General features: G+C 67.9%; 21 protein-coding genes and 1 tRNA gene. 6 read left to right on the top strand and 16 right to left on the bottom strand.

The window, feature by feature from the left end; all coding sequences use genetic code 11:
* Positions 1–27 precede the first annotated feature (27 nt).
* The 4 genes from MBA17_RS20285 to MBA17_RS20300 all read right to left on the bottom strand — a co-directional run bounded on the left by MBA17_RS20285 (position 28) and on the right by MBA17_RS20300 (position 4,996).
* Positions 28–675, bottom strand: a complete 648-nt coding sequence (locus MBA17_RS20285; protein WP_238498092.1) for a response regulator — start codon at positions 673–675, stop codon at positions 28–30.
* A complete protein-coding gene (locus tag MBA17_RS20290; RefSeq protein ID WP_238498093.1) occupies positions 666–2,351 on the bottom strand; it encodes a sensor histidine kinase in 1,686 nt (561 codons plus the stop codon). Before MBA17_RS20290 ends, MBA17_RS20285 begins: the two co-directional genes overlap by 10 nt.
* A 274-nt stretch (positions 2,352–2,625) precedes the next feature.
* Entirely contained in the window at positions 2,626–3,867 is a 1,242-nt protein-coding gene (locus MBA17_RS20295; RefSeq protein WP_238498094.1) for an RICIN domain-containing protein, read from the bottom strand.
* A 382-nt stretch (positions 3,868–4,249) separates the two neighbouring features.
* Positions 4,250–4,996 (bottom strand): TetR/AcrR family transcriptional regulator, encoded by a 747-nt coding sequence (locus MBA17_RS20300; RefSeq protein WP_238498095.1) that lies wholly within the window; start codon positions 4,994–4,996, stop codon positions 4,250–4,252.
* 216 nt (positions 4,997–5,212) lie between these two features.
* Between MBA17_RS20300 and MBA17_RS20305 the strand changes: the two genes are divergently transcribed.
* A complete protein-coding gene (locus MBA17_RS20305) occupies positions 5,213–6,703 on the top strand; it encodes an MFS transporter (protein ID WP_238498096.1) in 1,491 nt (496 codons plus the stop codon).
* A 66-nt stretch (positions 6,704–6,769) separates the two neighbouring features.
* Entirely contained in the window at positions 6,770–7,963 is a 1,194-nt protein-coding gene (locus MBA17_RS20310) for a cytochrome P450 (protein ID WP_238498097.1), read from the top strand.
* A 259-nt stretch (positions 7,964–8,222) separates the two neighbouring features.
* On the opposite strand, the gene MBA17_RS20315 is transcribed toward MBA17_RS20310, so the two are convergent.
* From MBA17_RS20315 to MBA17_RS20325, 3 genes are all read right to left on the bottom strand, one after another.
* Positions 8,223–8,660, bottom strand: coding sequence for a cupin domain-containing protein (locus MBA17_RS20315; protein ID WP_238498098.1), 438 nt, complete (start codon positions 8,658–8,660; stop codon positions 8,223–8,225).
* Between the two features lie 48 nt (positions 8,661–8,708).
* Positions 8,709–9,464, bottom strand: a complete 756-nt coding sequence (locus MBA17_RS20320) for an SDR family oxidoreductase (protein ID WP_238498099.1) — start codon at positions 9,462–9,464, stop codon at positions 8,709–8,711.
* 275 nt (positions 9,465–9,739) lie between these two features.
* Positions 9,740–10,909 carry a low temperature requirement protein A gene (locus MBA17_RS20325; protein WP_238498100.1) on the bottom strand — a complete coding sequence of 390 codons (1,170 nt, stop codon included), beginning with the start codon at positions 10,907–10,909 and terminating at the stop codon, positions 9,740–9,742.
* A gap of 650 nt (positions 10,910–11,559) precedes the next feature.
* Between MBA17_RS20325 and MBA17_RS20330 the strand changes: the two genes are divergently transcribed.
* The gene (locus MBA17_RS20330; RefSeq protein ID WP_238498101.1) at positions 11,560–12,744 is read left to right on the top strand and encodes an FG-GAP-like repeat-containing protein; all 1,185 of its coding nucleotides are present in this window, start codon (positions 11,560–11,562) and stop codon (positions 12,742–12,744) included.
* Entirely contained in the window at positions 12,741–13,835 is a 1,095-nt protein-coding gene (locus MBA17_RS20335) for a hypothetical protein (protein ID WP_238498102.1), read from the top strand. Before MBA17_RS20330 ends, MBA17_RS20335 begins: the two co-directional genes overlap by 4 nt.
* A 208-nt stretch (positions 13,836–14,043) precedes the next feature.
* Here MBA17_RS20335 and MBA17_RS20340 read toward each other — a convergent pair whose 3' ends face one another.
* Together MBA17_RS20340 and MBA17_RS20345 are read right to left on the bottom strand one after the other, a co-directional pair.
* Entirely contained in the window at positions 14,044–14,499 is a 456-nt protein-coding gene (locus tag MBA17_RS20340; protein WP_238498103.1) for a hypothetical protein, read from the bottom strand.
* Positions 14,500–14,787: 288 nt separating this feature from the next.
* Complete coding sequence (locus MBA17_RS20345) at positions 14,788–15,483, bottom strand: class I SAM-dependent methyltransferase (RefSeq protein ID WP_238498104.1); 696 nt, start codon at positions 15,481–15,483, stop codon at positions 14,788–14,790.
* 111 nt (positions 15,484–15,594) lie between these two features.
* Between MBA17_RS20345 and MBA17_RS20350 the strand changes: the two genes are divergently transcribed.
* Entirely contained in the window at positions 15,595–15,753 is a 159-nt protein-coding gene (locus MBA17_RS20350; RefSeq protein ID WP_238498105.1) for a hypothetical protein, read from the top strand.
* A 4-nt stretch (positions 15,754–15,757) separates the two neighbouring features.
* Here MBA17_RS20350 and MBA17_RS20355 read toward each other — a convergent pair whose 3' ends face one another.
* The 4 genes from MBA17_RS20355 to MBA17_RS20370 form a co-directional block, all read right to left on the bottom strand.
* Positions 15,758–17,716, bottom strand: a complete 1,959-nt coding sequence (locus tag MBA17_RS20355; RefSeq protein WP_238498106.1) for a ligand-binding sensor domain-containing protein — start codon at positions 17,714–17,716, stop codon at positions 15,758–15,760.
* Positions 17,717–17,735: 19 nt separating this feature from the next.
* Positions 17,736–18,212 carry an FAD-binding protein gene (locus tag MBA17_RS20360; protein WP_455432816.1) on the bottom strand — a complete coding sequence of 159 codons (477 nt, stop codon included), beginning with the start codon at positions 18,210–18,212 and terminating at the stop codon, positions 17,736–17,738.
* A gap of 63 nt (positions 18,213–18,275) precedes the next feature.
* Positions 18,276–18,842: a hypothetical protein gene (locus MBA17_RS20365; protein WP_238498107.1), complete on the bottom strand. Its 567-nt coding sequence runs from the start codon at positions 18,840–18,842 to the stop codon at positions 18,276–18,278.
* Between the two features lie 483 nt (positions 18,843–19,325).
* Positions 19,326–20,111, bottom strand: coding sequence for a helix-turn-helix domain-containing protein (locus tag MBA17_RS20370; RefSeq protein WP_238498108.1), 786 nt, complete (start codon positions 20,109–20,111; stop codon positions 19,326–19,328).
* A gap of 370 nt (positions 20,112–20,481) precedes the next feature.
* On the opposite strand from MBA17_RS20370, the gene MBA17_RS20375 reads away from it, so the two are divergent.
* Positions 20,482–20,769, top strand: a complete 288-nt coding sequence (locus tag MBA17_RS20375; protein WP_238498109.1) for a hypothetical protein — start codon at positions 20,482–20,484, stop codon at positions 20,767–20,769.
* Between the two features lie 1,169 nt (positions 20,770–21,938).
* Here the strand turns inward: MBA17_RS20375 and MBA17_RS20385 are convergent.
* From MBA17_RS20385 to gyrA, 3 genes are all read right to left on the bottom strand, one after another.
* Positions 21,939–22,012: transfer RNA gene (locus MBA17_RS20385), tRNA-Ile, on the bottom strand.
* A 133-nt stretch (positions 22,013–22,145) separates the two neighbouring features.
* Positions 22,146–22,709: a DUF3566 domain-containing protein gene (locus MBA17_RS20390; RefSeq protein WP_238498110.1), complete on the bottom strand. Its 564-nt coding sequence runs from the start codon at positions 22,707–22,709 to the stop codon at positions 22,146–22,148.
* Positions 22,710–22,817: 108 nt separating this feature from the next.
* Entirely contained in the window at positions 22,818–25,313 is a 2,496-nt protein-coding gene (gene gyrA / locus MBA17_RS20395; protein ID WP_455432802.1) for a DNA gyrase subunit A, read from the bottom strand.
* Positions 25,314–25,321: the final 8 nt, after the last annotated feature.

Here is a 25,321-nt window from a genome sequence, read left to right on the forward strand (position 1 = left end):
TTAGCCGCACCTACGCGTTAGCCGCACCTACGCGTTGAGGTAGCGCAGGACGGCCAGGACGCGCCGGTGGTCATGCGGGCCGGCCTCCAGACCGAGCTTGCCGAAAATGCTCGTACCGTGCTTTTCCACCGTGCGTTCCGCGATGGCCAGCCGTTCGGCGATGGCCAGGTTGGTCCGGCCCTCGGCCATCAGCCGGAGCACGTCCCGTTCGCGCGCGGTGAGCTGGATCAGCGGGTCGTCGGGCTGGCGGTGCCGGCTCACCAGTTGCTCGACCACCACGGGGTCCAGCGCGGACCCGCCCGCGCCCACCCTGCGGATCGCCGCCGCGAACTCCACCAGGTCCGAGACGCGGTCCTTGAGCAGGTAGCCGATGCCCTCGACGCGTCCGTCGAGCAGTTCGACCGCATAGCTGACCCGCACGTACTGCGACAGCACGAGCACCCCGACCGCCGGGTGGCGCCGCCGCAGGGTGAGCGCCGCCCGCAGCCCCTCATCGGTGTGCGTGGGCGGCAGCCGGATGTCCAGGATGGCGACGTCGGGCGGGTCCGCACCGATCCGGGCCAGCAGCTTGTCCGCGTCGTCCACGGCCGCCACCACCTCGAACCCCGCCTCGGCGAGCAGCCGCGCCAGGCCCTCCCGGAAGAGCGTGGAGTCCTCGCAGATCGCTACTCGCATGGCAGCATCACCCTCAGCACGGTGCCCCTGCCCTCCTGGCTGTCGATGTGCAGCCGGCCGCCGTTGGCCTCCGCGCGGTGAATCAGTCCTTCGAGCCCGGAGCCCCGGGCCGGGTCGGCACCCCCGCAGCCGTCATCGCCGACCTCCACCATCAGGCGCCCGTCGCCGCGCGTCAGCCGTACCCACGCCCGGCCCGCCCTCGCGTGCTTGGTCACGTTGGCCAGCGACTCGTTCACGATGTAGTAGGCCGCGCTCTCGACCGCCGGGGGCAACGGCTCCACCATATCGATCACGCACTCGACGGCGACGGGCGTGACGGCGGCGAGCTCCTTCACCGCGCCCGGCAGCCCTCGCTCGGTCAGGACCGGCGGATGGATCCCGTGGCTGACGGCACGCAGGTCGTCGAGCGAGGCGAGCACGGCCGCCTTCGCCTCCCCCATCAGCGCACCGGCCGTGGCGGGATCGGTGGTGGCCTCGGCGAGCCCGAGCGTCATCGCCACCGACAGCAGCCGCTGCTGAACACCGTCGTGCAGGTCACGTTCGATCTTGCGGCGTTCCGCCTCGCCCCACTGGAGCATCCGCGCCCGCGACGCCGCGAGCTGCCGCAGCCGTGCCCGCAGATCGGCGGTGAGCCGCTCGTTCTCCAACGCCAGCGCGGCGGCCGCGCACGCCGCCTCGACAAGCAGCGGCTGCTCCAGCAGAGCCTCATCATGCAGGAGTACGGCAAGCCGCGACCGCCCCTGGTCGACGCGGGTCGTCACCCTGCCGTGTTCCTTCGGCGGCAGGGTGACCGGATGTCCCTCGGCATCGACATAGCGGGCCTGGTCGGCCATCCAGTAGCCGACGCGCAGCGTCGGATCATGGAGCGTCGTCGCCAGGGCGCGCTCCAAACCGTCGGGCTGTTTCCTGTCCCTGAGTGTCACGACGAGGTCGGCCACCCGGGCGCGGTCGATCCGGTGCCGGATCAGGCTGCCGAGGTAGGCGAGCGGAATCGTGATGAACGCGACGAACGTGACGTAGACGATCGGCCGTTCGAGGTCTTCAGGCCCCCACGAGATCACCAGTCGTTCCGCCACGAACGCGACCGTGGCGATCATCGAGGCGGCCACGACCGGCGTCACTGCACGCCGCTGGGCCACGCTGCCCTCACGCCATCGCGTCATCGCCAGCCCCAGAACCGCCGCCCCCGTGACGAGGAGCACCTGCCAGGAGGAGTCGTCGACGAACTCCATGATTGATCTCAACGGCTCGGCTGGCTTCGTGCGGGTGAGCATGACCGCCACCGGGAAGATCACCGCCTCGGCGTAGGCGACGCCGACGACGATCCTGGACGCGCGGCCACCGAGCCGTCCGGTGGGAAAGGCGAGGAACAGGTGGCAGGCCAGCGCCGCCCAAAGACCGCAGAGGGCCAGCCACACCAACCGCGGCGGCACCTCGGAAGAGGCCGACAACTGCTGCGGGATCCACGCGATCCCGATGGCGACCATGAGCAGGCCGACCCGGTTGCGGGGATGCAGCCGCCAGGCCACGACGCCCGCGAAGAGGAACGATGCCCCCAGAATCGCGCCGACCCCCCATGAAGGGTCGCGGCGCGTCTCCGGCAACCCGATCACGAGCAGCCAGACGGCCACCGCCAAGGAAGCGAGCACCGCGATGCTGATCCCTGGCCGCCTCATCGCTCACCCCTGGCGGAATTCTACGGGCGATCGTCTCACTTCGAGCAGAATCGGCTGACCCCCTGGGTTCACCGGGTCCACTCGCCCGCGGTGAGACGCAATAAAGGAGCCTGCGGCAAAACAGTTGTCTCCGCCAAACGGAGCCGCACTCGAAAGAAATTGCTTTTGACGCTCGGGAGAGCGCGTTCTCGCTATCCGTGACCAACGATATCGAGGCCTTCGGTGGCCGCCTTTCGCAGCAGACGGCCACCGAAGGCAGACTGGGTGCGGGGGGTCAGGCGCGGGTCCACCGTTGGTTGGCGCTGCCCGCGCAGTCCCAGAGCTGCAGCCGGGTGCCGTTGGCCGAGCTTGCGCCGGTCGCGTCGAGGCACTTGTTGGCCTGAGGATTGACTATCTGGCCGGTGCCGGAATTGTAGGTCCATCGTTGGGCGCCGCTGCCGTTGCAGTCGTACAGCTGCACCTGGGCGCCGTTGGCCGTGGAGCCGGCGGTGACGTCCATGCACTTGCCGAGCGCCCGCACCGAGCCGTCGCCGTTCCACGTCCAACTCTGGGCGGCGGTGGAGTTGCAGTCCCAGAGCTGGACGGCCGCGCCGTTGGCGGTGCTGGCGCCCGCCACGTCGACGCACTTGCCGCCGACGCCGGTGATCTGGCCACCGGTCCCGCCGGTGGGCGGAGCGTAGACGCGGACGTAGTCGACGGACAGGGTCTGCGGGAAGGTGGTGGAGCCGTCAGGGTAGCCGGGCCAGTGTCCGCCGACCGCCAGGTTCATGATCATGAAGAACGGGTGGTCGAAGACCCATCGGTTGCCGCCGAGACTGGCCGGCGTCCGGCGCTGGTACTCGTTGCCGTCGACGTACCAGATGATCAGGTTCGGGGACCAGTCGACGGCGAAGGTGTGGAAGGCGTCCGCGAACGCGCCGTTGATCGAGTAACCGGCGCCGATGCCTCCGGCGCCGGAGTATCCGGGGCCGTGGAGGGTGCCGTGAACGGTGCTGGGTTCGCGGCCGATGTTCTCCATGATGTCGATCTCGCCGCTGTTCGGCCAGCCGACCGAGCCGATGTCGTTGCCGAGCATCCAGAAGGCGGGCCAGATGCCCTGGCCGCGGGGCAGTTTCAGGCGCGCCTCGAACCGTCCGTAGGCCCGCGTGAAGGTGGCGGCGGTGAGCAGCCGGGCGGAAGTGTACTGACAGGTGCCGTAGTGGCACTGGTAGTTGGACGGGTTCTCCCGGCGGGCGGTGATCACCAGGTTGCCGGCGCCGTCCATGGCGGCATTGCGGGTGCTGTTGGTGTAGTACTGCTGTTCGTTGTTGCCCCAGCCGCCGCCGCCCGTGTCGAAGCGCCACTTCGACTGGTCGACGGCGCCGCCGGCGGATCCGTTGAACTCGTCGGACCAGACCAGCGGACCGGGGGCGGGAGCGGCGTTGGCGGTGCCGGTCATCGGGATGAGCATCGCGATGACGGCGGCAAGAGCGGTACCGATGGCGAGCAGCGTTCTGGAACGGGGGGTGCGGACCATACGGATTACCTCACCGATTCACGGATGTAGCTTTACCGAAACATTGCGGCAATATCAGCCATCGTGTCAAGAGAGCGCTCTCTAGAATTGCGAACGGCAGGGAAGGCGATTTACCGCGGCGCAGGTAAACGGGCGGCGACTCAGTCGGCCCAGTCGCTGAAGTCCCGGCACGACAGGTGTCAGCGATGCTTCTTCGCCGGCTGTGCCGTACCGGGGCCGCCGAGGAGAAGGGCGGTTCGATCCCCGAGGCCGCGCGGGCATCTGGTGACCACCCCATCGCCTTCCGCTGCGGCACCCCGCCGGCCATGGCGGCCAGGTGCTCTATCGGCTCAGCGCCGACCGGCGGCGCTCCTTTCGGGGTGCGGATTCACGTGCACGGGTCTCATCGGGCGGAGGCGGCCGTCGGGCCGAGCCTGGTCTCCAGTCCGTCCAGCACGCGCTCGACGCCGTAGACGAAGGTCTCCTCGCGGAGCTGCTCCGGCTCTCTGCCTTGTTGCGCGGCGTATCCGTCGCGCAGGAGCGGGTGGTCCTGCACGGCCTGTTCGGCGGCCGGTCGCAGGCTCTCCAGCAAGTCCTGCTCGCTCTGGCCACTGCGGGCGAGCATCGACAGGTAGGCCGCCTCGCTGGTGGTCATCCCGATGACGTAGGCGATGAGGGTTTTCATGGCTTGATCGGCCTCGCCGGGGCTGAAGCCCGCCGCCTGGAACAGGGCGAGCATGCGGTCCGACTGCCGGATGAGGTTCGGCCCGAGATAGGCGAGCCCGACCTGGCCGAGCACGGAGACGACCCAGGGATGCCGCAGAACCATCGCCCGCAGACTGTGGGCACAGCCGGCGATGGCCGCCCGCCAGCCCGCCGGGTCGGCGTCGGCGGGCACCCGCATCTCGCCGTAGATCTCGTCCACGACCAGTTCGATCAGCTCGTCCTTGTTGGCCACGTGCCGGTAGAGGGAGGTGGCCCCGGCGCCCAGCCGGGTACCGAGGCTGCGCATGCTCAGAGCCTCGATGCCCTCGGCATCCAGGAGCTGGATGGCCTCGGACACGATCCGATCGCGGCTCAGCGCCGGCTGCTCTCGCTTTGCACGCGGGCGGGCCCATACCGAGGGGATGGGCTGCTTGTCGGCTGGCATGCGGGCCTCCTTCTTCCTGAACCCAGGATAGCGTACGGCGTGCGCATCATGCGTACAGTGCATGGCCCATTGTGGTCCAGCTTGTCGAACCGCCGGGGCCTGACCCGCGGCACATCCCCTTGAGCACATCGTGCGCTCTTGCGTACAACCATCTCCATGCGTACAGTGTTCGCTTAGAGAGCACGCCGTACTCGCAGTCCCGTGAAAGGAACTCCGATGGAAGTGACGCAGCAAAGCCATCCGCGTCGTTGGCTGATCCTGGTCGTGTTGTGCCTGAGCACGTTGGTGCTGGTCATCGACAACATGGTGCTCACCGTGGCGATCCCGCCGCTGGCCGCCGACCTGGGCGCCGACGCCCAGGAGATCCAGTGGATCCTGGACTCCTACATCCTGGTCTTCGCCGGACTGCTGCTCACCGCGGGCAGCCTGTCCGATCGGTTCGGCCGCCGGAGAGTCATGATCATCGGGTTGGCGATGTTCGGCGTCGCCTCGCTGGCCGCCACCTACGCCACCACCCCGGAACTGCTGATCGCCGCCCGTGCGGTGATGGGCGTCGGCGGCGCGCTGATCATGCCCAGCACGCTGTCCATCCTGATCACGGTGTTCGACGATGACGAACGGCGCAAGGCGATGGCGGCCTGGAGCGCGGTGGCGATGGTCGGCCTGATCGCCGGCCCGGTGCTGGGCGGCGTGCTGATCGCCTGGTTCTGGTGGGGTGCCATCTTCCTGATCAACGTGCCGATCGCGGCGCTGGCCATCATCGCCGCCCTGGTGCTGATGCCCGAGACCAAGGGGCCGTGGAGCAAGCCGGATCCGCTCGGTGCCGTGCTGTCGGCGGTCGGCATGATCGCGCTGGTTTGGACGATCATCGAGCTTCCGCACGGCCTGTCCGTTCCCGCACTGGTCGTGACGGTCGTCGCCCTCGCCGCCTTCGTGATCTGGGAACTGCGCACGCCGTACCCGATGGTCCCGCTCAGCCTGTTCCGCAACCGCACCTTCAGCGGCGCCAGTTTCTCCCTCACCCTGGTCCAGATCGGCAACGGCGGCCTGCTGCTGGTGCTCACCCAGTTTCTGCAGTACGTGCTCGGCTACACGCCCACCGAAGCCGGCCTGGCCTTCATCCCGATGGCCCTCGCCTCGCTGCTCTTCAACGGGCTCGGCGCCACCCTCGGCGCCAAGATCGGCAATCGTCCGATGATCGTCACCGGGCTGGTCGTGATGGCCGCCGGGTTCGGCCTGCTGGCCACCCTGTCCGCAGGCGCCGGCTTCGTGATGACCGCCGTCGCGCTGTTCGTGCTGGGCGCCGGTGGCGGGATCGCCATGCCCACCGCCATCGCGGCCCTGATGGGCACCGTCCCGCCCGAGCAGGCAGGCGTCGGCTCCGCGCTGAACGACACGATCCAGCAGGCAGGCGCGGCGCTCGGCATCGCCGTACTGGGCAGCATCCTGTCCAGCACCTACACCGGCGCCATCCCCGCCACCGCGCCCGACCAGGCCAAGCGGTCCATCGGCGACGCGCTCGCCCTCGGCGACCCCACCATCGCCCAGACCGCTCGCGACGCCTTCACCGCCGCCATGTCCGACGCCTTCGCCATCAGCGCCTTCGGCGTGCTGGCGGCAGCCGTACTCGCCCTGATCGTCATCCGCGACCGCAAGCCCGCACCCGCTCCGGCGGAGGAGCGCCAACTGGAAACCACCGACGCGTAAACAGCACTTCCCCGTACGAGGAAAGCGCCATGACGGCGCCGACCGCCCCCGCCAGAAGGAGTCGACATGTCCCTGCCCATCCCGGTCGAACTGCCCGCCACCCGTCCCGCGGGCTGCCCCTTCGACCCCCCGGAAGACCTGGCGCGGCTGCGCGAACACCGGCCGATCAGCCCGATGCGCTTCCCTGACGGACACATGGGCTGGCTGGTGACCGGTCACGCCCTCGCCCGCACGGTGCTGGCCGACCCCCGCTTCAGCTCAAGGTACGAACTCATGCACTACCCCTTGGCGGCCATCGACGAGATGCCGCCGGCGCCGGTCGGAGACCTCACCGGGATGGATGCGCCCGAGCACACCCGCTACCGCAAGCTGCTCGCCGGCAAGTTCACCGTTCGCCGGATGCGCGAGCTCACCGCCCGGATGGAGGCGATCACCGCCGAGCACCTGGACGCCATGGAACGGCACGGCGGGCCGGTGGACCTGGTCCAGGCGTTCGCCCAGCCCGTCCCCGCGTTGATGATCTGCGAGTTGCTCGGCGTGCCGTACGCCGACCGCGAGTCCTTCCAGCGGCATGCGGCGACGTTGAGCGGGTTGGACGTCACCGCGGAGGAGCAGTACGCCGCCTTCGGCGCGCTCCAGGAGTATGTGCACGAGCTGGTGTCGGCCAAGCGCGCCGACCCCACCGACGACCTGCTCAGCGACCTGACCACCAGCGGCCTCCCCGATTCCGAGCTGGCCGGCATCGGCAGCTTCCTGCTGGGCGCGGGGCTCGACACCACCACCAACATGATCGCGCTGGGCACCTTCGCCCTGTTGAGCCACCCCGGCCAGCTCACCGCCTTGCGCGCCGACCCGGACCTCGCCGACAAGGCCGTCGAAGAACTGCTGCGCTACTTGAGCATCGCCCACACCGGGGCACGGGCGGCGCTGGAAGACGTCGACCTGGACGGACACCTGATCAAGGCAGGCGAGACGGTCGCCCTGGCGATTCAGGCCGCCAACCGCGACCCGGACAAGTACGCCGACCCCGACACCCTCGACTTGCACCGGCACGCCACCGGGCATCTGGCCTTCGGCCACGGCATCCACCAGTGCCTCGGCCAGCAACTGGCCCGCGTCGAGATGCGGGTCGCCATCCCCGCGCTGGTCACCCGATTCCCCACCCTCCGCCTGGCCGTCCCGGCCGAAGACGTCCCGATGCGCACCGGACTGGACATCTACGGCGTGCACCAGCTCCCGATCACCTGGGACCAGGCGTGATACCCGCCCCCACCCGCGCAGACCGTCCGTTGCATGACGAGATCACCGCTGCGGCGAAGACCGACCCATCGCATCACCAGGCAACCGCCTCGCAACCCTCTCCCAGTTACAAGGCGAGGACCGAATCGAGTACGGCAACCGGGTCCTGCGGAGAGAACCGCGGCGGCCCGGCCGTCCGCAAGCCGACGAGTACTCCTGTCCGGTCGAGGGCGCTCGCCTCGCCCGCGGGCCGCCTGTCGTCATGGTGCGAACATCGCGCTCAGGACGGGCGCGGGGCGCGGCGGTCCTTGCGCTGGGCGAGTTCTTCCTCGTCCACCAGGACGAGCATCGGCTTGCCGGGTTCGCACAGCATGGTGACGGTGAAGCGGAGCGGGATGTCGTCGCGGTTGTTTCCGTCCTGGTAGTGGATGACGTCGCCGCCCGCCTCCCAGAACGCCTCTCCCGCGCGGACGACCCGCTCCGGCTCGCCTTCCAGCTCCAGCAGCATCTCGCCTTCCAGCACGTAGCCGAACGCCGGCCCGAAGTGCCGGTGCGGCGGCGTGCCGGGATCGCCGGGCGGATACGCGATGACCACGGTCATCGCGTGCGCTCCCGCCGGGATGAAGGGCGGTTCGGCCTCCTGCACCACGGTGAGCGCCGTCTGCCACGCGGTCGATCTCGGCTTGGGTGCGGCGGCCGCCGGGTCGATATCGGACATGGGATTACCTTTCGTGACCTAAGGATGATGGAGCCTGGGCGAGACGCCCTACTTCTTGGGCGCGGTCCGGCCGGGCCAGTCGCGGTAGCGGATCTGGCCGAGGATCGCGCCGTCGCCCGGCACCAGGGATCGCTCGCTCAGCTCGGATCCGAAGTAGCGCGCGTGCGGGTCGGTGACCACCTCGCGCGGGTCGTCCCAGGCGGCCAGGGCGTCGCGGAAGAAATCGTCCATCCTGAACTGCTCAGGCCCGGCCACCTCGACTCTTCCGTTCACCGGCGATCCCACCGCGACCCGGCCGACCGCCTGAGCGACGTCATCGCCCGCGATGGGCTGGAAGAGCACGGGCGCCACCCGGACCTCGCCGTCGTTCGTGGCTCCGTCCGCGATGCTCCGGGTGAACTCGAAGAACTGGGTGGCGTGCACGAGCGAGAACGGGATTTTCGACTTCTCGATCAGCTGCTCCTGCGCGATCTTCGCCCGGAAGTAGCCGCTCTCGGGCAACCGCTCGGTCCCCACCACCGACAGCGCCACGTGGTGACCGACGCCGGCCGCCGCCTCAGCGGCGAGCAGGTTGCGGGTGGAGGTCTGGAAGAACTCCAGCACCGCGGCGTCCTCGAAGGACGGCGAGTTCGACACATCGATCACCACCTGCGCGCCCTCCAGCGCCTCGGCCAGCCCTTCCCCCGTGAGCGTGTTCACGCCGGTGTTCGGCGAGGCCGCCACCGCCTCATGCCCGTGCTCACCCAGCTTGGCCACCAGCTTCGACCCGATCATCCCGGTCCCGCCGATTACTACGATCTTCATGACAAGCCTTCCTGTTCCGCCGGGGCACCACTGTTGCCGGCCCATCGCCGGCCGATCGCCAGCCGATCGCCAGCTAAGACAGAGCAGCCTCCGGGCTTGTGACAACCGCCGTGAAATTCTTTCGGTGTCTGCGCTAGACGTACCCACTGACCTGCGACGAGACCGAATCCGAAGGAGATCGCCCGAAAACTGGTCGTGGCGTGATGTCCACGACCGAGTTCCAGGCATTTGGGCGATGGTCCGCTCGGGACAGGCGGATCGCGCGGTGCCGCCGGTCAGCCACCGGTAGCGCGCGAATTGGCCAGGATCGTGACAGCGACCAGCAGGGCGCAGATGCCCGCGATCGCCGCGACCACGGCGGCCACGCCGATCTGGGACGCCATGAGCGGCAGCAGCAAGATGGCGGTGACGCCGCCCAGAACCGCGGCAGGGTGAATGACGGGCTCTGTGCTGACGAGTGCGTGTACCGCCCACAGGAGGATGAGATACACACTGACCGGGATGGCGACGGCGTAGCCGAGTGCCAGCGGTGCCGCCGCCACCTCGTGCCCGCTCTGCTCGACCGCGACCTCGAGCCCGGCGCCGAGGGCGGCAAGGGCCGCGAAGATGCCGTAGTGACCGTATCCCCACAGGTAGGACCGATGACGGCGGTCGCTGAGGCCCTCACCGGCCTCTACCAGGAAGTAGAGCCACCAAAGAGCGAACAGCAGGACGAGGCCGGAGACAGCGATGAGGATGAGGGGACCGCTGATCTCGCCCGTTTCAAGCGCGCCTTCGACTCCCCTGCTCGCGGCGAGGACACTTTCACCGAGCAGAATGATGGTGAACAGGCCATAGCGTTCGGCGATGTGGTGCGGGTGCCAGTTGGTGGCCCTGGCCCGCTCCGCCCACCGTGGCACCGCGAGTTCCAGCACGACCAGACAGACGAAGGACGGCAGTTGGAACGATGAGGGCAGGGCTCCCGTCGCCGCGAGGAAGAAGCGAAGCAACCAGCCCATCTGCACGAGGCTGATGCCGGTGGCGTAGCGCAGCGCGGTGCGGCGGCTGTCCGGGTCCTCGAGACCGGCCCGCAGCCATTGGGCGACGAGCGCCATCCTCATGATGAGGTAGCCCAGCGTGACGACCCCGTAGTCGGAGTGACTGAACGCGGCCGGCACACCGGCGGCGAGCACCAGCACGCCGCCCATCTGCACCATGGTCAGCAGCCGATAGGCGACATCGTCGGTGTCGTAGGACGAAGCGAACCACGTGAAGTTCATCCACGCCCACCAGATCGCGAAGAACACCTGGAGGAACGGGACCAGCCCGGCGAGGCCATGACCGTCGGCGACGCTGTGCGCGAGCTGGGCGGTGACGGTCGCGACCGCGACCACGAAGGTCAGGTCGAACAGCAGCTCGAGCTGGCTCGAAACGCGGTGCGGCTCATCGATGGCACGAGCGCTCATCCGGACCCGGGTCCGGATGGTGGGGATGGCTGGTGGCAAGGTCTTGCTCCTGTCGCTCCGCAAAGTCCAGTCCGTATGAAGACAGGGCAGCATTCCGATCTGTGACAACGCGGCACCGCGATCGCAGCGCATGCGCTTGTCATAGAGCTATTACAGACCACAAGGCTGTCCTGTCTCAGCAGGTAGCCGAACCGCAGCGGATGTCCCGCCGACCAACCACGGCACCGGCTGGATCCGGATGGAGTTCGTGGTCCCGGCGCGGGGCCTGATCGGCTTCCGCACCGAGACTTTCGTCACGAAGATCGTGGTAGTCGGCTGACTGGCCTGATCGGGTCGACAGGGCCGACGAAGGCCGGCGAGCCTGGCCACGAGGCGATGGCAGCGGCATCGAACATCGACTTCAACGGCGTGCAGTACCTGCCCCACAGGGGCTTTCAGGTGATGCACGGAATGTGAATGCAGTCCGCGGGGGGCACCATTGCGAGCGGCACCCCGCCTCGATAAGGGTTTCCCTGGTCGTCGGCGCCGTGGACGGCCTGCCGTACGGCACGGTTTCGGTTCGAGCGCAGCGACGCCCAGGGAGAGGTTTCAGGCCTGGCATTGGCGCTGATTTCGAGGCGTCCATCGCGGATTGATCTCATAATGGACCGATGCGGATGATTGCCGCGCTGATGCTCATATGCTCCCTCGCGGCCTGCGATGCCCGCCCGACACCGGTCGATCCCTGCGCGAAGGCGGGTGCCAGTGACTTCGACGGCGACGGGCGCGACGACGTGCTCATCAGCGCCTCCCGCTTCGACCAGGACTGGGAGGACGCGGTCTATCTGCTGACGGCGGGCAAACTCGTGCCGCTCCCGCGGCCGGGGCGCGGTCAGGACGGTTTCGGCGCGGCGCTGAAGCTGGCCAAGGTCAACGGCGACGGCTGCGCGGATGCGATCATCGGCGCGCCGACGGCGGACGCCGACGATCAGCTCCGCGAGACTGGCGCCGTCTATGTCCTCTACGGCCGCGGGGTGGCGCCGCCCGCGAAACTGCTCGCGCCGACGCCGCAGACTGGCTCGAGGTTCGGCTCCGCGCTGGCCCTGCACGGCGACCTGATCGCGATCGGCGCGCCGTACGAGCAGGTCAGCGCGGTTGCGTATGCGGGTGCCGCCTACCTCGCGCGGGGCGGAGCGGTCCTGCGCGCCATCACCCAGGACAGTCCGGGGGTGCCGGACGTCAGCGAGGAGGGCGACCGCTTCGGCTCGGCCGTGGCCCTGGGGACGCTCTCCGGCGGGCGCGTGGGACTGCTGGTGGGCGCGCCCGGCGAACAGGCCGCCTCCACCACCACGGATCCGGGCATGGTCACCGTGCTGCCCGACGCGGAAGCTGCGACGCTGACCGGCTCGACCCTGCCGGGCGCCGCCGACGGCCGGCAGTTCGGCCGCGGCCTCGCCGTCGTCGACGGGATCGGCTTCGCCGCCAGCTCGATGACCGGTGACCTGCGGCTCTTCGACCCGGCGCGCAAGCCGATCCGGCAGTTGCGCTTTCTCGGCGGAGGCAAGGGCGGGGCGGCCGACGGGGCGCTGGACGTCGCCGCCGACGGCCGGGTGGCCGCGCACTGGGCGGGCAGGCCCACGTTGATCTTCTCGCTCACCGACTCCTCCGGTGACCGTCAGGTGCCGGGCACCGGAGCCATGGACGGCCCGGTGACCTGGACCGGCAGCCGTCTTGCCGTGAGCCACCCATCGGCTTACCCGGATGGATGGGTCTCTCTCGTCGATCCCGCCACCGGCCCAACCCAGCAGGTACGGCAGAGCCAGGGCCAGTCCTTCGGCAGGGCGGTGGCCGGATGAGGCTCCTCACGCTGGCCGCCCTCCTGCTGTCGCAGACGTCTCCCGTCATGACCGGTGCGGCGCCCGGGTGCGGCGCCCGCGACGACGTCGCCATCAGCTTCCTGGAGCCACACGGAGGCGTGTACCTCCTGTCGGCCGGCCGGTTCACCCGTCTGCCCGGACCGGCCGGCGGGAGCTTCGGCACCGCCCTCGCCCGGGCCGACGTGGACGGCGACCGGTGCGTCGACGTGGTGGTGGGCGCCCCGGAGGCGAAGGTGGCGGGGAAGGAGGGCGCGGGCGCCGTCTATGTCATCACTGCTCGCGGCACCGAGCGCATCGTCGCTCCGAAGCCTCAGACCGACGGAAATTTCGGGGTCGCGGTGGCGGCTTCGGGCGACACGATCACCATCGGCGCGCCGTCCGAGGAGAAGGGCGGCGCCGTCTACGTCCTCAGCAAGGGAACTCTCCGGCGGATCACCCAGGACACCCCGGGCGTCCCCGGCAACGACGAGTGGGCGGACTCCTTCGGCCTGACCCTCGCGTTCGGCCCGGGCGGGCTCGCGGTCGGCGCGCCCTACGAAGCCGACGACGGGCCCGGGCGGCAAGACCGCGGCCGTGGGCACCCCGTGACCGGCGCCGTGACGGTCATCCGCGACATCACTGCCCAGAAACTGACCGCGGCGCGGCTACCGGCGCCCGAAGGCGGGTGCACGAACGTCGGCCGGAGCCTGGCCTGGTCGCGGGAGGCGGGGCTCGCGGTCGGGGCATCGAACTGCGGCCTGGTCCAGGTGTACGGCCCCGACCTGAAGCCGCTGCGGACCCTGGCTCACCCGCTCGGGCCCTACACCGGCCAGACGCCCCGGCTGGCCGCCACAGGCGAGCAGGTCGCGGTGCTGTGGACGACACCGAACCCGCAGCCCGCCACGTTGCAGGTCCTGGCGGCAGGCGGCGAGCGTCGCATCCCCGTGTCGGGCGTCAGGCTGGCCTATAGCGGCGCCAGGATCGTGCTCGGCCAGTTCGGCGCGGTGAGCTTCCTCGACACGCGGACGGGCGGGACAGAAACGATCAAGACGCCCTTCGGCGGCGGCTGGGACGACCCGATCGCGGGCTGACCTCAGCTAGCTGAACAGGTGGGCCTCGCGCGCATCTGAGAGATCCTGCTCTCGGCCTCTGTCAGCTTAAGGAGCCGACGATCTGGAATCTGCTGGGCACCTCGCTGCTTCACCTCGTGGGCATAGAGGTCGTCACGGTCGTCAGACTGCCTATGAAGATCCCGAATGGTCGCTGCTGGTCGATGGGGTTGCCGCACTACGATGCTGCCTACCTCGGCATATCCCGACCCCTGCGCCCGACAAAGTCGACCCAGAACCCGATCCCTACAAGGGCGACGAGCGCAACGCCCCAGAGGGTATATGTAACCCAGTTCAGAGGGCTGCTCACGAATGAGTCTCCGCCATCGGTGGCACTCAGTGTGCCTGTGGTCACGCTGAATTCGATCAGCGCTATAGGTAAGATTATTATGCCGAACGTGCGTTGGTTGAATGGCCTGGCGAGCGTAGGAGGAGTGGGTTCTGAGGGCTGGCGGGGCTTCACGATGCACCAGGTCGCCACGCCCAAGATAGAGACTCCTGCGAGTCCTGCGCTGACCATCAATGCCCAGTCAAACGGATCACGAACGTTGTATGGCTCTCCAAGCGTGATTTTGAGTGCCTTGAAGATAAAGGGTAAGAGAGTAACTAGAATCGTTAACTTCGCGAGACTGGGCAGTTTCTGCATGAGGTTGATTATGGTGCAAGGTCAACTGTCGTTCCAAGGTCCTGCCTTGGCCGGCCCACGTCGTACGTAGGGCCGCAAAATCCGGGCTCCGAGCAGCAGGGCTCTGGTGATCGAGCCGCCGACCACGGCTGCGATGGAGCGCAGCTTGGCGCCACGGGCAGCGGCCGCACCGGTCCCGTTGTCTACCTCATGCAACCCGTCACCCTGGACCACATGGTCGCCGTTGTCCCCGCCCACCTGGAGGAGCCGATTGGTTCTATGAGGTGGGGTGGAGTTCGTAGATGGCTATCAAGGACGTTTCAGCTTTACCGCGAGGAAGGACGGCGCTTGGTGAAGCTTGTTGTAGGCGGCTTCGTCGATCTCTCGGAGGTCGGCAGTGGGGCGCGGTTCGATCAGCTGCTCCAGCACGAACCCTGCGGCCAACAGCTCGCCCAGGAAGGTCTCCAATGGCATGCGCTGGTAGTGGATCGAGAGCGTGCCGTCTCCGAGAGGCAGGTCTCTCCAGTCGTGGCTGAAGTACGAGCCTCCGAAGTGTCGCCAGTCGGCTGTGGGATGGGTGGTCGATATCAGGAGCCATCCATCTGGTCGCAGGACGCGGCGTAGTTCGCCCAACAGTTGCACACGATTCCTGACGTGCTCGTAGACGAGGGCGCAGACCACGCCGTCGAACGATGCGTCAGCGGCGAAATCGAGTGGCTCTTCCAGATCACGGAGAAGTAGTTCTGCATGGCCGTTCACGCGTGCTCGTGCGTGGCGCAGCAGTGTGGCGCTGCCTTCGATTCCGACCACCTGGGCGCCCCGGGCCGAAAGCTCGGACGCATAGTGGCCTGCTCCACAGCCGACATCCAGGATTCTGGTCCCGGAGACATCGCCCGCGAGTTGAAGCATCGCGGGTCTGTCGGTGTAGGCGTTGTAGGGGCTCGTCTCCGCATGCTTGGCGAAGTAATCGCCGAGTGCGTCATGGTAAGCGGTCGCCTTGCGCATCGGGACATCATGGCGTGACCACAAGTTCGTCGCCATTGAGTTTCAGCTGAGACGGTGTCCCGGGGGGCCTGGTGTGGGTCCCTTTGTGCGGCCCGATGGCGGAGCAGCCTTGTGCGGCGGGTGGTGCGGCGGGCGGTGCGGCGGGCGGTGCGGCGCTGGGGCGGCGGGTTCGGTGGGTACGGCGTGGCGGCGCTACGGCGGAGACCCGTGCACCAGCTCGCGGTGCACGGGTCTTGGGACGTCTATTTCGCCGAAGGGTCTTCCGGCTGACCTGTCAGCAGACGCGGTAAGTGTAGAAGTTCTCGAAGCGCGACAGGTAGAGGTGGCCGTCGGCACCGAGGACCATGTTCGAGACCGGGCGGACGATGAGCGCGAGTGTCATCGTCGCCGGATCGATCCGGTACGCCTTGCCCTGCACCTTGCCCCACAGGGAGCCCTTGTGGAAGACAAGGTAGGTGTCCAGCCAGACCTGCGTGGCGCTGGACCAGGCGTAGCTCTGGTGCTTGACGGTCCTGACGGTCCGCCCGGTGGCCGGGTCCAGCTCGAACAGGGCGTCCGGGGTCAGCCCCCACAACCGCCCGCTGTCGTCGAAGGTGATCGAGCCGAGCGCAAGGTCACCGGGGACGGGAGTGGTCTGCCATTTGAGCGAATCCGTGGCGATGTCGTAAGCGAACGCCACGGCCTCGCCCCGTGGCGTGCTGGTGCCGCCGAACGCCGAGGTGGCGCCGTAGACGACCCCGTCCCGGTAGGTCAGTGCGATGATGCTGTGGCCGGGGATGATGTCCCGCTTGATCACCGTACGCCCGGTGGCGGGGTCGAGCAGGCCGAGCGCGCCGCCGTGGGTGCCGGACTTGGGTACCGTGCCGAAGGCCAGCCAGTCGCCCGCGGAGGTCATTGCGAAGGGCCGGTCCTGTTCCTGGTCGCCGAGGTCGAGGAGGAGCTTGGGCGCGGTCCCGTCGAACTCGTAGATCCGGGCGCCGGGGTAGACGCCGAGATAGAGCTTGCCCTTGTGGGTGACCATGCCCTCGCTCTGGCCGACGTTCGGCCAGTACTCGGCCTCGCCTGTGGCGGGGTCATAGGCGGCCAGGCCGCCGGTGAAGAAGCCGCCCGCGTAGACGCGGCCGTCGGGGCCCGTGCCGAGCGAGCGGATGCTGACGGGCAGGGGGGTCAGCGTGCCGTCGAGCAGCCGACCCTGTCCGGTCTTGCGGTCGAAGTGCCAGATGCGGCCGGTGGAGCTGGTGCCGACGAGTGTGTGGCCGAGCCAGCCGAGCGGGCGGGCGGCGCCTTCGCCGTACTCGGTGAAGCCCAGTCGGGTGATCTTTCGGGTCTTGAGGTCATATTTGACGAGCTCGTCGTGCTGGAACAGGTAGAGGTCGTGGCCGTCCCTGCCGCCGCCGACGGTGAGGCTGTCGACGTCCTCCACCACGTCCTTCCACTCGCGCTTGTCCAGGTCGTACACGCCCATGGGGTTGGCGCCGGTGGAAGTGAGGAAGCGGACCAGCAGGTAGCGGCCGTCCACGTCCACGTCGTAGGCGAAGCCGGTGCCCTCGATGGGCGGGTCGATCACCCGCTGGAGCGTGCCGCCGGGGGAGAGCACCGCGACCTTCATGCTGCTCGCGCCGACGCCGGCGTACACGGTGCCGTCCTTGCCCACGGCCAGGTCCCTGACCAACTGGTCGCCCGGGACCGGGCTGCCCAGATCGGTGAACCCGCCGGTCGCGGTGTCGTAGCGGAAGAGCTTGCCCGTGGGCGAGGTGCCGCCGTAGATGGCCGAGCCGTCGGGGCTGGCGGCGACGGACCAGACGAACGTCTCGGTCGAGATGGGGATGCCGAGCTCGCTCACCTGGTCGGTGGACGGGTTGTAGCGGAAGAGGCGGCCCATCGCTCCGGCGGTGCCGTTGTAACTGCCGACGTACACCGAATGATCGGGTGCGATGGTGACGGCCCAGGAGCCGAGCGCGAGCGGAAGCGGCCGCTCGCCGATCAGGCGGCCGTCGCGGACGTCCCTGATCCCGAGCATCGCCGGGCCGGAGGCGTGGGAGGTGACGGAGTAGACGCGCGGGCCCTGCGGGTAGTCGGCGTCCAGTGCGGTGCCGGCGGTGGTGGTGGCGGTCAGCGGGAGCCTGCCGAGGTTGTGGAAGCCGCACCCGGTAGGTGGGGCCGCTGCGGTTTCGGCCTGGGCCGGAGTTGAGAGCGCTAAGGCGACAAGGAGCGCAACCATGATGAAGCGCATGTACGACCTCCCCAGAGGGCTACATAACGGCCTTGACCGTAATATGCTTGATGGGCCCGTGACAAGGGCGGCATGGGCCGGCGCGTAGCGAAGGTGGTCGATGAGCGAGGAAAGCCGCCAGGACGCGATCAGCAAGGTGAACAGCATCGTGCTGATCAGGTGAACCTCGGACGGCGGTTGTCAGGGTCAACCCGTGCCAGCGCACCAGCCAGCCGACGGTGAGTGTGAGCCCGCCGACACCGCCGGTACTGGTGTCCCCCGAACTCAACGCCAACCTATGCGCGCGCAGCGCACTGGCGACTTGGCCCCACACCGCGCCGCCGCCGACCTCGACCCGGCGATCATCGCGGACCTCGCCCTCATCCAGGGACGTGAGCAGCATCAGCACCCCGCCATCGTGAGCGGCGAACGCGCCGTGGCCGCCAGTGGCAGGCCGTGTTCCACGGCGAAGCGCACTTGGACGGGCGGTCGACCAGGTAGCCGGTGTTTCAGCGATGCCGGGGACAGCACGGCCGCGCCGTCCCCGGCATGACCCCCTCCGCCGGAGGCATTCCGCATCTCAAGAGGGAGTGAGCGGCACCGGAGATGGTGTGAGAGCAAGAACCCCGACGCCGCGTACCTGGGTCTCCGGAGTAAGGGCCAGCGGACTGGTGCCGAGGGCTGCGGCAATTTCGGGTGCCATGTCGAACGCCGCCACTCTCCACTCCTCTTCGGCTTCTTGTGTTTCACCCGTCGCGTCCCACACTGGCGGTAGCCCAAGCTGCTCGCGCCGTGTCTTCTCAATCAGAAGGGGCTCACCAAGGGTGAGAAGGGCATCCCCGCCCTCACCGGTCTCGCAGTATCGGCGTACCACGGAGCCTTCCTCAGCGATCAGCCAGGCCGAGCCGTCGCCTTGCGCACCGTAGTAGTAGGCCTGTGCCTGCCCATAGCGCTGGCTGAGTCTCAAGCACATACGGAGTACATCATCGCTGCGCTCGCTATCGCAGGGATCGCACCAGCGACCGATGACCAGGGTCCAACCCTCGAGTTCGGGGCTCACGTAGACCTGAGCAAGTCCATCGTGATCCTGGTCCGAGTTCCCATGGCTGCTCGAATCGATCACCTCTTCGGCTACGGCGAACGTCACGGGACTAGGTTGAGTGAGTCCCAGCATTGCCATCACCCCCGGCTGATCTCCAGTCGGTATCGCGATCCAACAAAGCCAGCACGCTGCCAGCGGCCTGGGCTGGTCGACCGTCGAGATATGCACGGCCCCCAGCATGCCACTGTTGGAAGCACACCCTTTGGCCTTGATCACACACAGTGCCATCAGCGATAAGCCGCACCGATCGCCCCTTTACTCGAAGGAGCGAAGCAATGGACCGGGTGGACCGGGTCTTCGCCTAGGACACCGAGGGAGCATGGTCACTCAGAAGATCAAAAGGCCACTTCCGCGTCTGGGAAATGGCCTCTGAGCTGGGTGGGGCTACCAGGACTTGAACCTGGGACCTCTTCCTTGTCAGGCAAAGCAGGAGGGGGCGGGATCATGGCCGACACCCGTCCCCACCTGCGCAGGCGGTCCGTGATGATCCACCCTCGTCCGGGCTCGTCTGCGGTCATTGTCACTCAGTTAGTCACTCGGCATTGGCGGCTCGCGGTGCTCTCGGGGGCCTTCCGCCCAGACGTCACGGCCGCTGCTCCACAGCTCCGAGGCGTGGTAGCCGAATCGGTCGAACAGGCCGTCGTCCTGGTAGCGGCGTAGATGCAGCATCGGCGAGTCGTGGCCGACCAGCTTGGCCAGGTGCGGTGTCACCAGCATCTCGGAATCGAACCGGAAGACGCTCATGGCGATGTGCTCGTCTCCGAACCTCGCCTCGACTCCTGGGATGTTCCGGAGCTGCTCGACCTCGGCGAGCGTGATCCGGATGCGGGTGGACACGGTCAGCGGTACGTTCTCCACCTCTTCACGGTGGCGGGTGACCTCGCTGTCGGGGTCACCGATGAGGAAACGGATCTTGCATCCCTGCTCGGCCTTGCGCTTGAGCGCCTTGGCGAGGTTGGGGTGTTCCAGCCACAAGAAGTAGTTGGTGTATCCCGCAAATACGATCTCGTTGCGGGCCGAACCGATCAGATTCCGCCATATCGCCTTAGGGCATGCTGACCGATACGGATAAACGGTCAGAACTTCTCGATCCGGCCCGGTCTTCACAGTGTTACGAATCGCCTCTGGCCACAACACGGCCGAATCAACTCCTAGCGCCTCGGCGGCGGCCCACTGGTGCCGTTGGTGCGGTATCCGCGTCTCATCCTGCAACCAGCGCGCGACCGTCTTCACGTCCACCCCACAGTGCTCAGCAAGACTCTGATCAGTCAGCTTCGCGTCGTGCATGGCGCGGCGCAGGGAGATGTTGGCCACGGTACACCTCTGGAGGCAGAGGACGTCAGGGACGTTTCTGACTCTAACTTTGAAACGTCCTGGACGTCTCTAAAACGCGGTGGGTACGTCACACCAATCGAACGATGCTCACGTGTATGTCAACCCCGGTGATTCTGGAAGACCTCCAATCCGCCTTTCCCGGCTGGTGCATATGGCGGAGTTCTGAAGGTCGTTTGTGGGCGACCCGGAATGGGAGACGCCTCACGGAAGAAGACCTATCCAGCGGGCTCTACCAAACGCTGGACGCGGACGACGTGCCCAGCCTGGCCCAGCAGCTACGGCTACAGGAAGGGCTGGAGTCGTGACGGCGACACGGACAGCGCCGTCCGCTCGACGTCGCCCGGCGACCGTGCACGCCACGCGACTGCGGGACAGCCTCGAACGCTGCGGCGTCCTCGCTGATGTACAGGAGGGGTACGGCATCGCCCTCGTCTCGATCTGTGCCGATCTCCTGGTCTGGTGTGATGGGTTCGTCTACCGGTGGTGGGCCGGCCAGACCTTCAGGAACACCGGCCGTCGCCTGTACGTGGCCTACGGCGTGGACAACCCGGCCACCGTCGCTCGCTGTGTCGCTGACCGGTACGACTCACTTCGCCGGACGCATCCGCTGTCTGAGCTGATGACGAGGACCCGCTGATGTGGACCGTACCGCTCGAACCGGTGGACGTCCCGGCGCAGGCCGGGGAGCAGCTACGGGCCACGCGGGAGATGGTGGCTCGGCTGCGGGCCGCGCTGGCTGTGATGGTGGCGCGTGATGCCGACTCTGAGGCGGTGGAGGTGATACGTCGCTGGGATCTCACCCGTACGAGCCTGGATGCGGCGGGCCGTCAGTCTGGGAATGCCACCGTTGTCCGATGAGGAGTGGCGGCGCATCGAAGGCCGACACGGCGGCGTGACTGATCTTCCTGCCGATGTCTGATTGGCAGGAACCTCTCGCGCTGCCTGGTTCTCCATGATCGGGCGCGGCGGCACAGTGATCACCCGTCCCCCTTGGGTTGATCCACATCCCCTGTGTCGTCGCGCCGTTTGAACGGCTGGGGCTGCGCTCCTGGCCCATTCCTCCTCCGCCCCGACCGAGGTGTCAACTCCGTCTTCGCGTGTCCCGCCGGTTACCTTCCCAACCGGCACAGACGGAGTTGACACCGACCGAGGGACACGAACAATCCGGTAGCGGGGGCGGGGGAGGTACGGGCATCAACCCGGAGACCATGAATCGGAGCGGAGCTGCCGGCGTCCATGCGAAGCACCCCGGAGGGGCCGCGTAGCGGTGGGGGCCTGCTGCGGAGCGGGCGGCAGTGCGGTTCACGCGCGGCGCGTTCGGTTGGGTACGGCGCGGCGCTGGTACGGCGGGCGGCGGGGTCCACGCGCCGGGCCGGGCGGCGCGGGCCGGGACCGGCCCCCAGGCCGCATGCCCGGCTCGCTGGCCGAGCGGAGCGGGCGGGCGTGCCCCGCCGAGCGGCGGCGCGAAGCGCTGCCGCCTTGACGCGGGCAACGTCCGCCGTGCGCTGCGGGTGATCCTCAAGAAGACCGACCTGGATCCACAGGAGTGGACACCTCGGGAACTGCGCCACAGCTTCGTCTCGCTGATGTCTGACGCGGGAGTGGCGGTGGAAGACATCGCCCGACTGGTCGGCCACAAGGGGGACCGTGGTCACAGAGAAGATCTATCGGAAGCAGCTTCGCCCCGTGTTACTCGAAGGGGCCGAAGCAATGGACCGGATCTTCGCCCAGGACACCGAGAAAACATAGTCACTCAGAAGATCAAAAAGGCCATTTCCGCGTCTGGGAAATGGCCTCTGAGCTGGGTGGGGCTACCAGGACTTGAACCTGGGACCTCTTCCTTATCAGGGAAGCGCTCTAACCGTCTGAGCTATAGCCCCGCTGCTAGGTGGCGGCTCAACGGTATCGCATCCAGATGTCTGGGGCGAACCCGTTAACCGACGAGGAAAAGCCTACCGTGTCTCAGGAGTTGCTTGTCCCGGTCCCCCTGGACGGCGGGGGACCGGGGTGCGCTTACTCGGCTTCGCTGAAGGTCACCTCGACGCCGCCGACCACGTCGGAGGCGAGGTTGTAGATGACCGAGCCCAGGGTGGCCAGGGCGGTGATGAGGACGACGTTGATCGCGCCGATGAGGGCGGTGAAGCCCAGGATGCGGACCGGGTCGAACCAGGCGGACGCGTCGATGGCGTTGGTGGCCTTGCCGTCCGGGTTGGTGAGCGAGTTGACGGTTTCGACGACGGAGTCGAAGACGCCTACCGCGCTCAGCACGCCGTACAGGACGGCGACGGCGACGAACAGCACCACGAAGCAGACCAGGGACACCACGAAGCTGAACTTCATGGCGGACCACGGCTCGATGCGGCGGAGCACGAGGTGTGCCTTGCGCGGGTTGCGCGCGGAGCCGCCGCTGGGAGGCGGCGGCTGCCTCGGCATGACCGAGTCGGCCGGGCCGCCGCCGGCCGGACGGATCCGGAGGGCGGGGTTGTCCTCCTTCGGAGGACTCGGAGGACTCGGCGGAGCTGCGCCGGGGCCGTTGTTCACCACCTCGACGATCTCGTTATCGGTCGATGTGTCCATTTTCTCCGTCACGTGATTCCGTGTGGATGAGGAGGCAGCGGGAGGTTTCCGCTGAGGCTTGCCACCCGAGCCCTTTCCACCACCGGATTGCGCCTGGGCGCTCATGGCCTACTCTTCCCCCGCTTCCGCTTCTTCCACAGTCTCCAACGACTCCGCGTTCCGGGCGAGGGCCACCACCGTGTCCCCCTGTGCGAGGTTCATCAGGCGCACTCCCATGGTCTGGCGGCCAGACTGCTTGATCTCCCCGGCGCTCGTCCTGATCACCCCGCCGACGGACGTGATCGCGAAGACCTCGTCCTCCGGGCTGACCATTAGTGCTCCGACCAGCTTGCCACGTGCGCTGACGATTTTCGCCGTCAGCACGCCCTTGCCACCGCGTCCTTGCACCGGATACTGATCAGCCGGCGTGCGCTTCGCATACCCGCCCTCGGTGGCGATTAACACGTCATGACCTTCACCGATGACGTTCATGGCGAGAAGTTCGTCTCCCTCGAGGAACCGCATGCCGATGACACCGCTCGTGGCGCGGCCCATCGGACGCAGCGCCTCGTCGGAGGCGGTGAAGCGGATCGACTGGGCGTTGCGGGAGACGAGCAGCAGGTCGTCGTCCTCGCAGACCAGCCGGGCGCCGATCACCTCGTCGTCCTCGCGGATGTTGATGGCGATCAGACCGCCGGAGCGCGGGGAGTCGTACTCCGACAGGCGGGTCTTCTTCACCAGGCCGCTGCGGGTGGCGAGGACGAGGTACGGCGTGACGTTGTAGTCGCGCAGGTAGAGCACCTCCATCACCACCTCGTCGGGCTGCATGGCCAGCAGGTTGGCCAGGTGCTGCCCGCGCGCGTCGCGTCCGGCGTCGGGCAACTCGTAGGCTTTGACGCGGTAGACGCGGCCCTTGTTCGTGAAGAACAACAGCCAGTGGTGCGTCGTGGTGACGAAGAAGTGGTCGACGATGTCGTCCTGGCGGAGCTGGGCTCCGCGCACGCCCTTGCCGCCGCGCTTCTGGGCGCGGTAGAGGTCGGTGCGGGTCCGCTTGGCGTAGCCGCCGCGGGTGATCGTGACGACCATGTCCTCTTCGGCGATGAGGTCCTCGATCGACATGTCGCCGTCGTAGGCGATGATCTCGGTCTTGCGGTCGTCGCCGAACTTGGACACGACCTCCGAGAGCTCGTCGCCGACGATCTGCCGCTGCCTCGACTCCGACGACAGGATGTCGTTGTAGTCGGCGATGTGCGTCATCAGATTGTCGTACTCGTCCTGGATCTGCTGGCGTTCCAGGGCGGCGAGCTTGCGGAGCTGCATGTCGAGGATGGCCTGGGCCTGAACCTCGTCGATCGCCAGCAGCCCCATGAGCCCCTGCTGGGCGGCGGCGGCCGAGTCGGACGCCCGGATCAGGGCGATGACGTCGTCGAGCCGGTCAAGGGCCTTGAGCAGGCCGCGCAGGATGTGCGCCCGCTCCTCCGCCTTGCGCAGCAGGTAACGGGTCCTGCGGACGATGACCTCGATCTGGTGCGCGACGTAGTGCCGCACGAACTGGTCGAGGGGGAGCGTCCGCGGCACGCCGTCCACCAGGGCGAGCATGTTGGCGCCGAAGGTGTCCTGCAGCTGGGTGTGCTTGTAGAGGTTGTTCAGCACCACCTTGGCGACCGCGTCACGCTTCAGGACGATCACCAGTCGCCGGCCGACGCGCGCCGAGCTCTCGTCACGGACGTCGGCGATCCCGGTGACCTTGCCCTCGCGCACGAGCTGGGCGATCTTCAGCGCGAGGTTGTCCGGGTTGACCTGGTAGGGGAGCTCGGTGACGACAAGGCACTGGCGGCCCTTGGCGTCCTCCTCGACCTCGACGACGGCCCGCATGGTGACCGAGCCGCGGCCGGTGCGGTAGGCGTCCTCGATGCCCCGGCGGCCGACGATCAGCGCGCCGGTGGGGAAGTCGGGGCCCTTGACCCTGGCCAGGGACGCGTCGAGCAACTCCTCGTCGGTCGCGGCCGGGTTCTCCAGGCACCACTTGACGGCCTCGGCCACCTCGCGCAGGTTGTGCGGCGGGATGTTGGTGGCCATCCCGACCGCGATCCCGCCCGAGCCGTTGACCAGCAGGTTGGGGAACCGCGACGGAAGTACGGCGGGCTCCTGGGAGCGCCCGTCGTAGTTGGACTGGAAGTCGACGGTCTCCTTGTCGATGTCGCGGAGCATCTCCATGGCGATCGCCGCGAGCTTGGCCTCGGTGTATCGCATGGCCGCGGCCGGGTCGTTGCCCGGGGAGCCGAAGTTGCCCTGACCGTCGACCAGCGGGTAACGCAGCGACCAGGGCTGTGCCAGCCGTACCAGCGCGTCGTAGATCGAGGTGTCGCCGTGCGGGTGGTAGGAGCCCATGACGTCACCGACGACACGGGAGCACTTGAAGTAGCCGCGGTCGGGCCGGTAGCCGCCGTCGTACATGGCGTAGAGCACTCGGCGGTGGACCGGCTTGAGGCCGTCGCGGACGTCCGGCAGCGCACGCGAGACGATGACCGACATCGCGTAGTCCATATAGCTGCGCTGCATCTCGGACTGGATGTCCACCGGTTCGATGCGGTCAGCCGGAGGAGTGGTGTTCACTTCCGTCACGGGTTCAG

It is taken from the genome of Dolomitihabitans soli, from assembly GCF_022213955.1.
Lineage (GTDB): Bacteria > Actinomycetota > Actinomycetes > Streptosporangiales > Streptosporangiaceae > Streptosporangium_A > Streptosporangium_A soli.

Excerpts from the sequence above, each read along its gene's own strand:
- MBA17_RS20285 (WP_238498092.1), bottom strand. The coding sequence starts at position 675 with ATGCGAGTAGCGATCTGCGAGGACTCCACGCTCTTCCGGGAGGGCCTG.
- MBA17_RS20290 (WP_238498093.1), bottom strand. The coding sequence starts at position 2,351 with ATGAGGCGGCCAGGGATCAGCATCGCGGTGCTCGCTTCCTTGGCGGTG.
- MBA17_RS20295 (WP_238498094.1), bottom strand. The coding sequence starts at position 3,867 with ATGGTCCGCACCCCCCGTTCCAGAACGCTGCTCGCCATCGGTACCGCT.
- MBA17_RS20300 (WP_238498095.1), bottom strand. The coding sequence starts at position 4,996 with ATGCCAGCCGACAAGCAGCCCATCCCCTCGGTATGGGCCCGCCCGCGT.
- MBA17_RS20305 (WP_238498096.1), top strand. The coding sequence starts at position 5,213 with ATGGAAGTGACGCAGCAAAGCCATCCGCGTCGTTGGCTGATCCTGGTC.
- MBA17_RS20310 (WP_238498097.1), top strand. The coding sequence starts at position 6,770 with ATGTCCCTGCCCATCCCGGTCGAACTGCCCGCCACCCGTCCCGCGGGC.
- MBA17_RS20315 (WP_238498098.1), bottom strand. The coding sequence starts at position 8,660 with ATGTCCGATATCGACCCGGCGGCCGCCGCACCCAAGCCGAGATCGACC.
- MBA17_RS20320 (WP_238498099.1), bottom strand. The coding sequence starts at position 9,464 with ATGAAGATCGTAGTAATCGGCGGGACCGGGATGATCGGGTCGAAGCTG.
- MBA17_RS20325 (WP_238498100.1), bottom strand. The coding sequence starts at position 10,909 with ATGAGCGCTCGTGCCATCGATGAGCCGCACCGCGTTTCGAGCCAGCTC.
- MBA17_RS20330 (WP_238498101.1), top strand. The coding sequence starts at position 11,560 with ATGCGGATGATTGCCGCGCTGATGCTCATATGCTCCCTCGCGGCCTGC.
- MBA17_RS20335 (WP_238498102.1), top strand. The coding sequence starts at position 12,741 with ATGAGGCTCCTCACGCTGGCCGCCCTCCTGCTGTCGCAGACGTCTCCC.
- MBA17_RS20340 (WP_238498103.1), bottom strand. The coding sequence starts at position 14,499 with ATGCAGAAACTGCCCAGTCTCGCGAAGTTAACGATTCTAGTTACTCTC.
- MBA17_RS20345 (WP_238498104.1), bottom strand. The coding sequence starts at position 15,483 with ATGCGCAAGGCGACCGCTTACCATGACGCACTCGGCGATTACTTCGCC.
- MBA17_RS20355 (WP_238498106.1), bottom strand. The coding sequence starts at position 17,716 with ATGCGCTTCATCATGGTTGCGCTCCTTGTCGCCTTAGCGCTCTCAACT.
- MBA17_RS20390 (WP_238498110.1), bottom strand. The coding sequence starts at position 22,709 with ATGGACACATCGACCGATAACGAGATCGTCGAGGTGGTGAACAACGGC.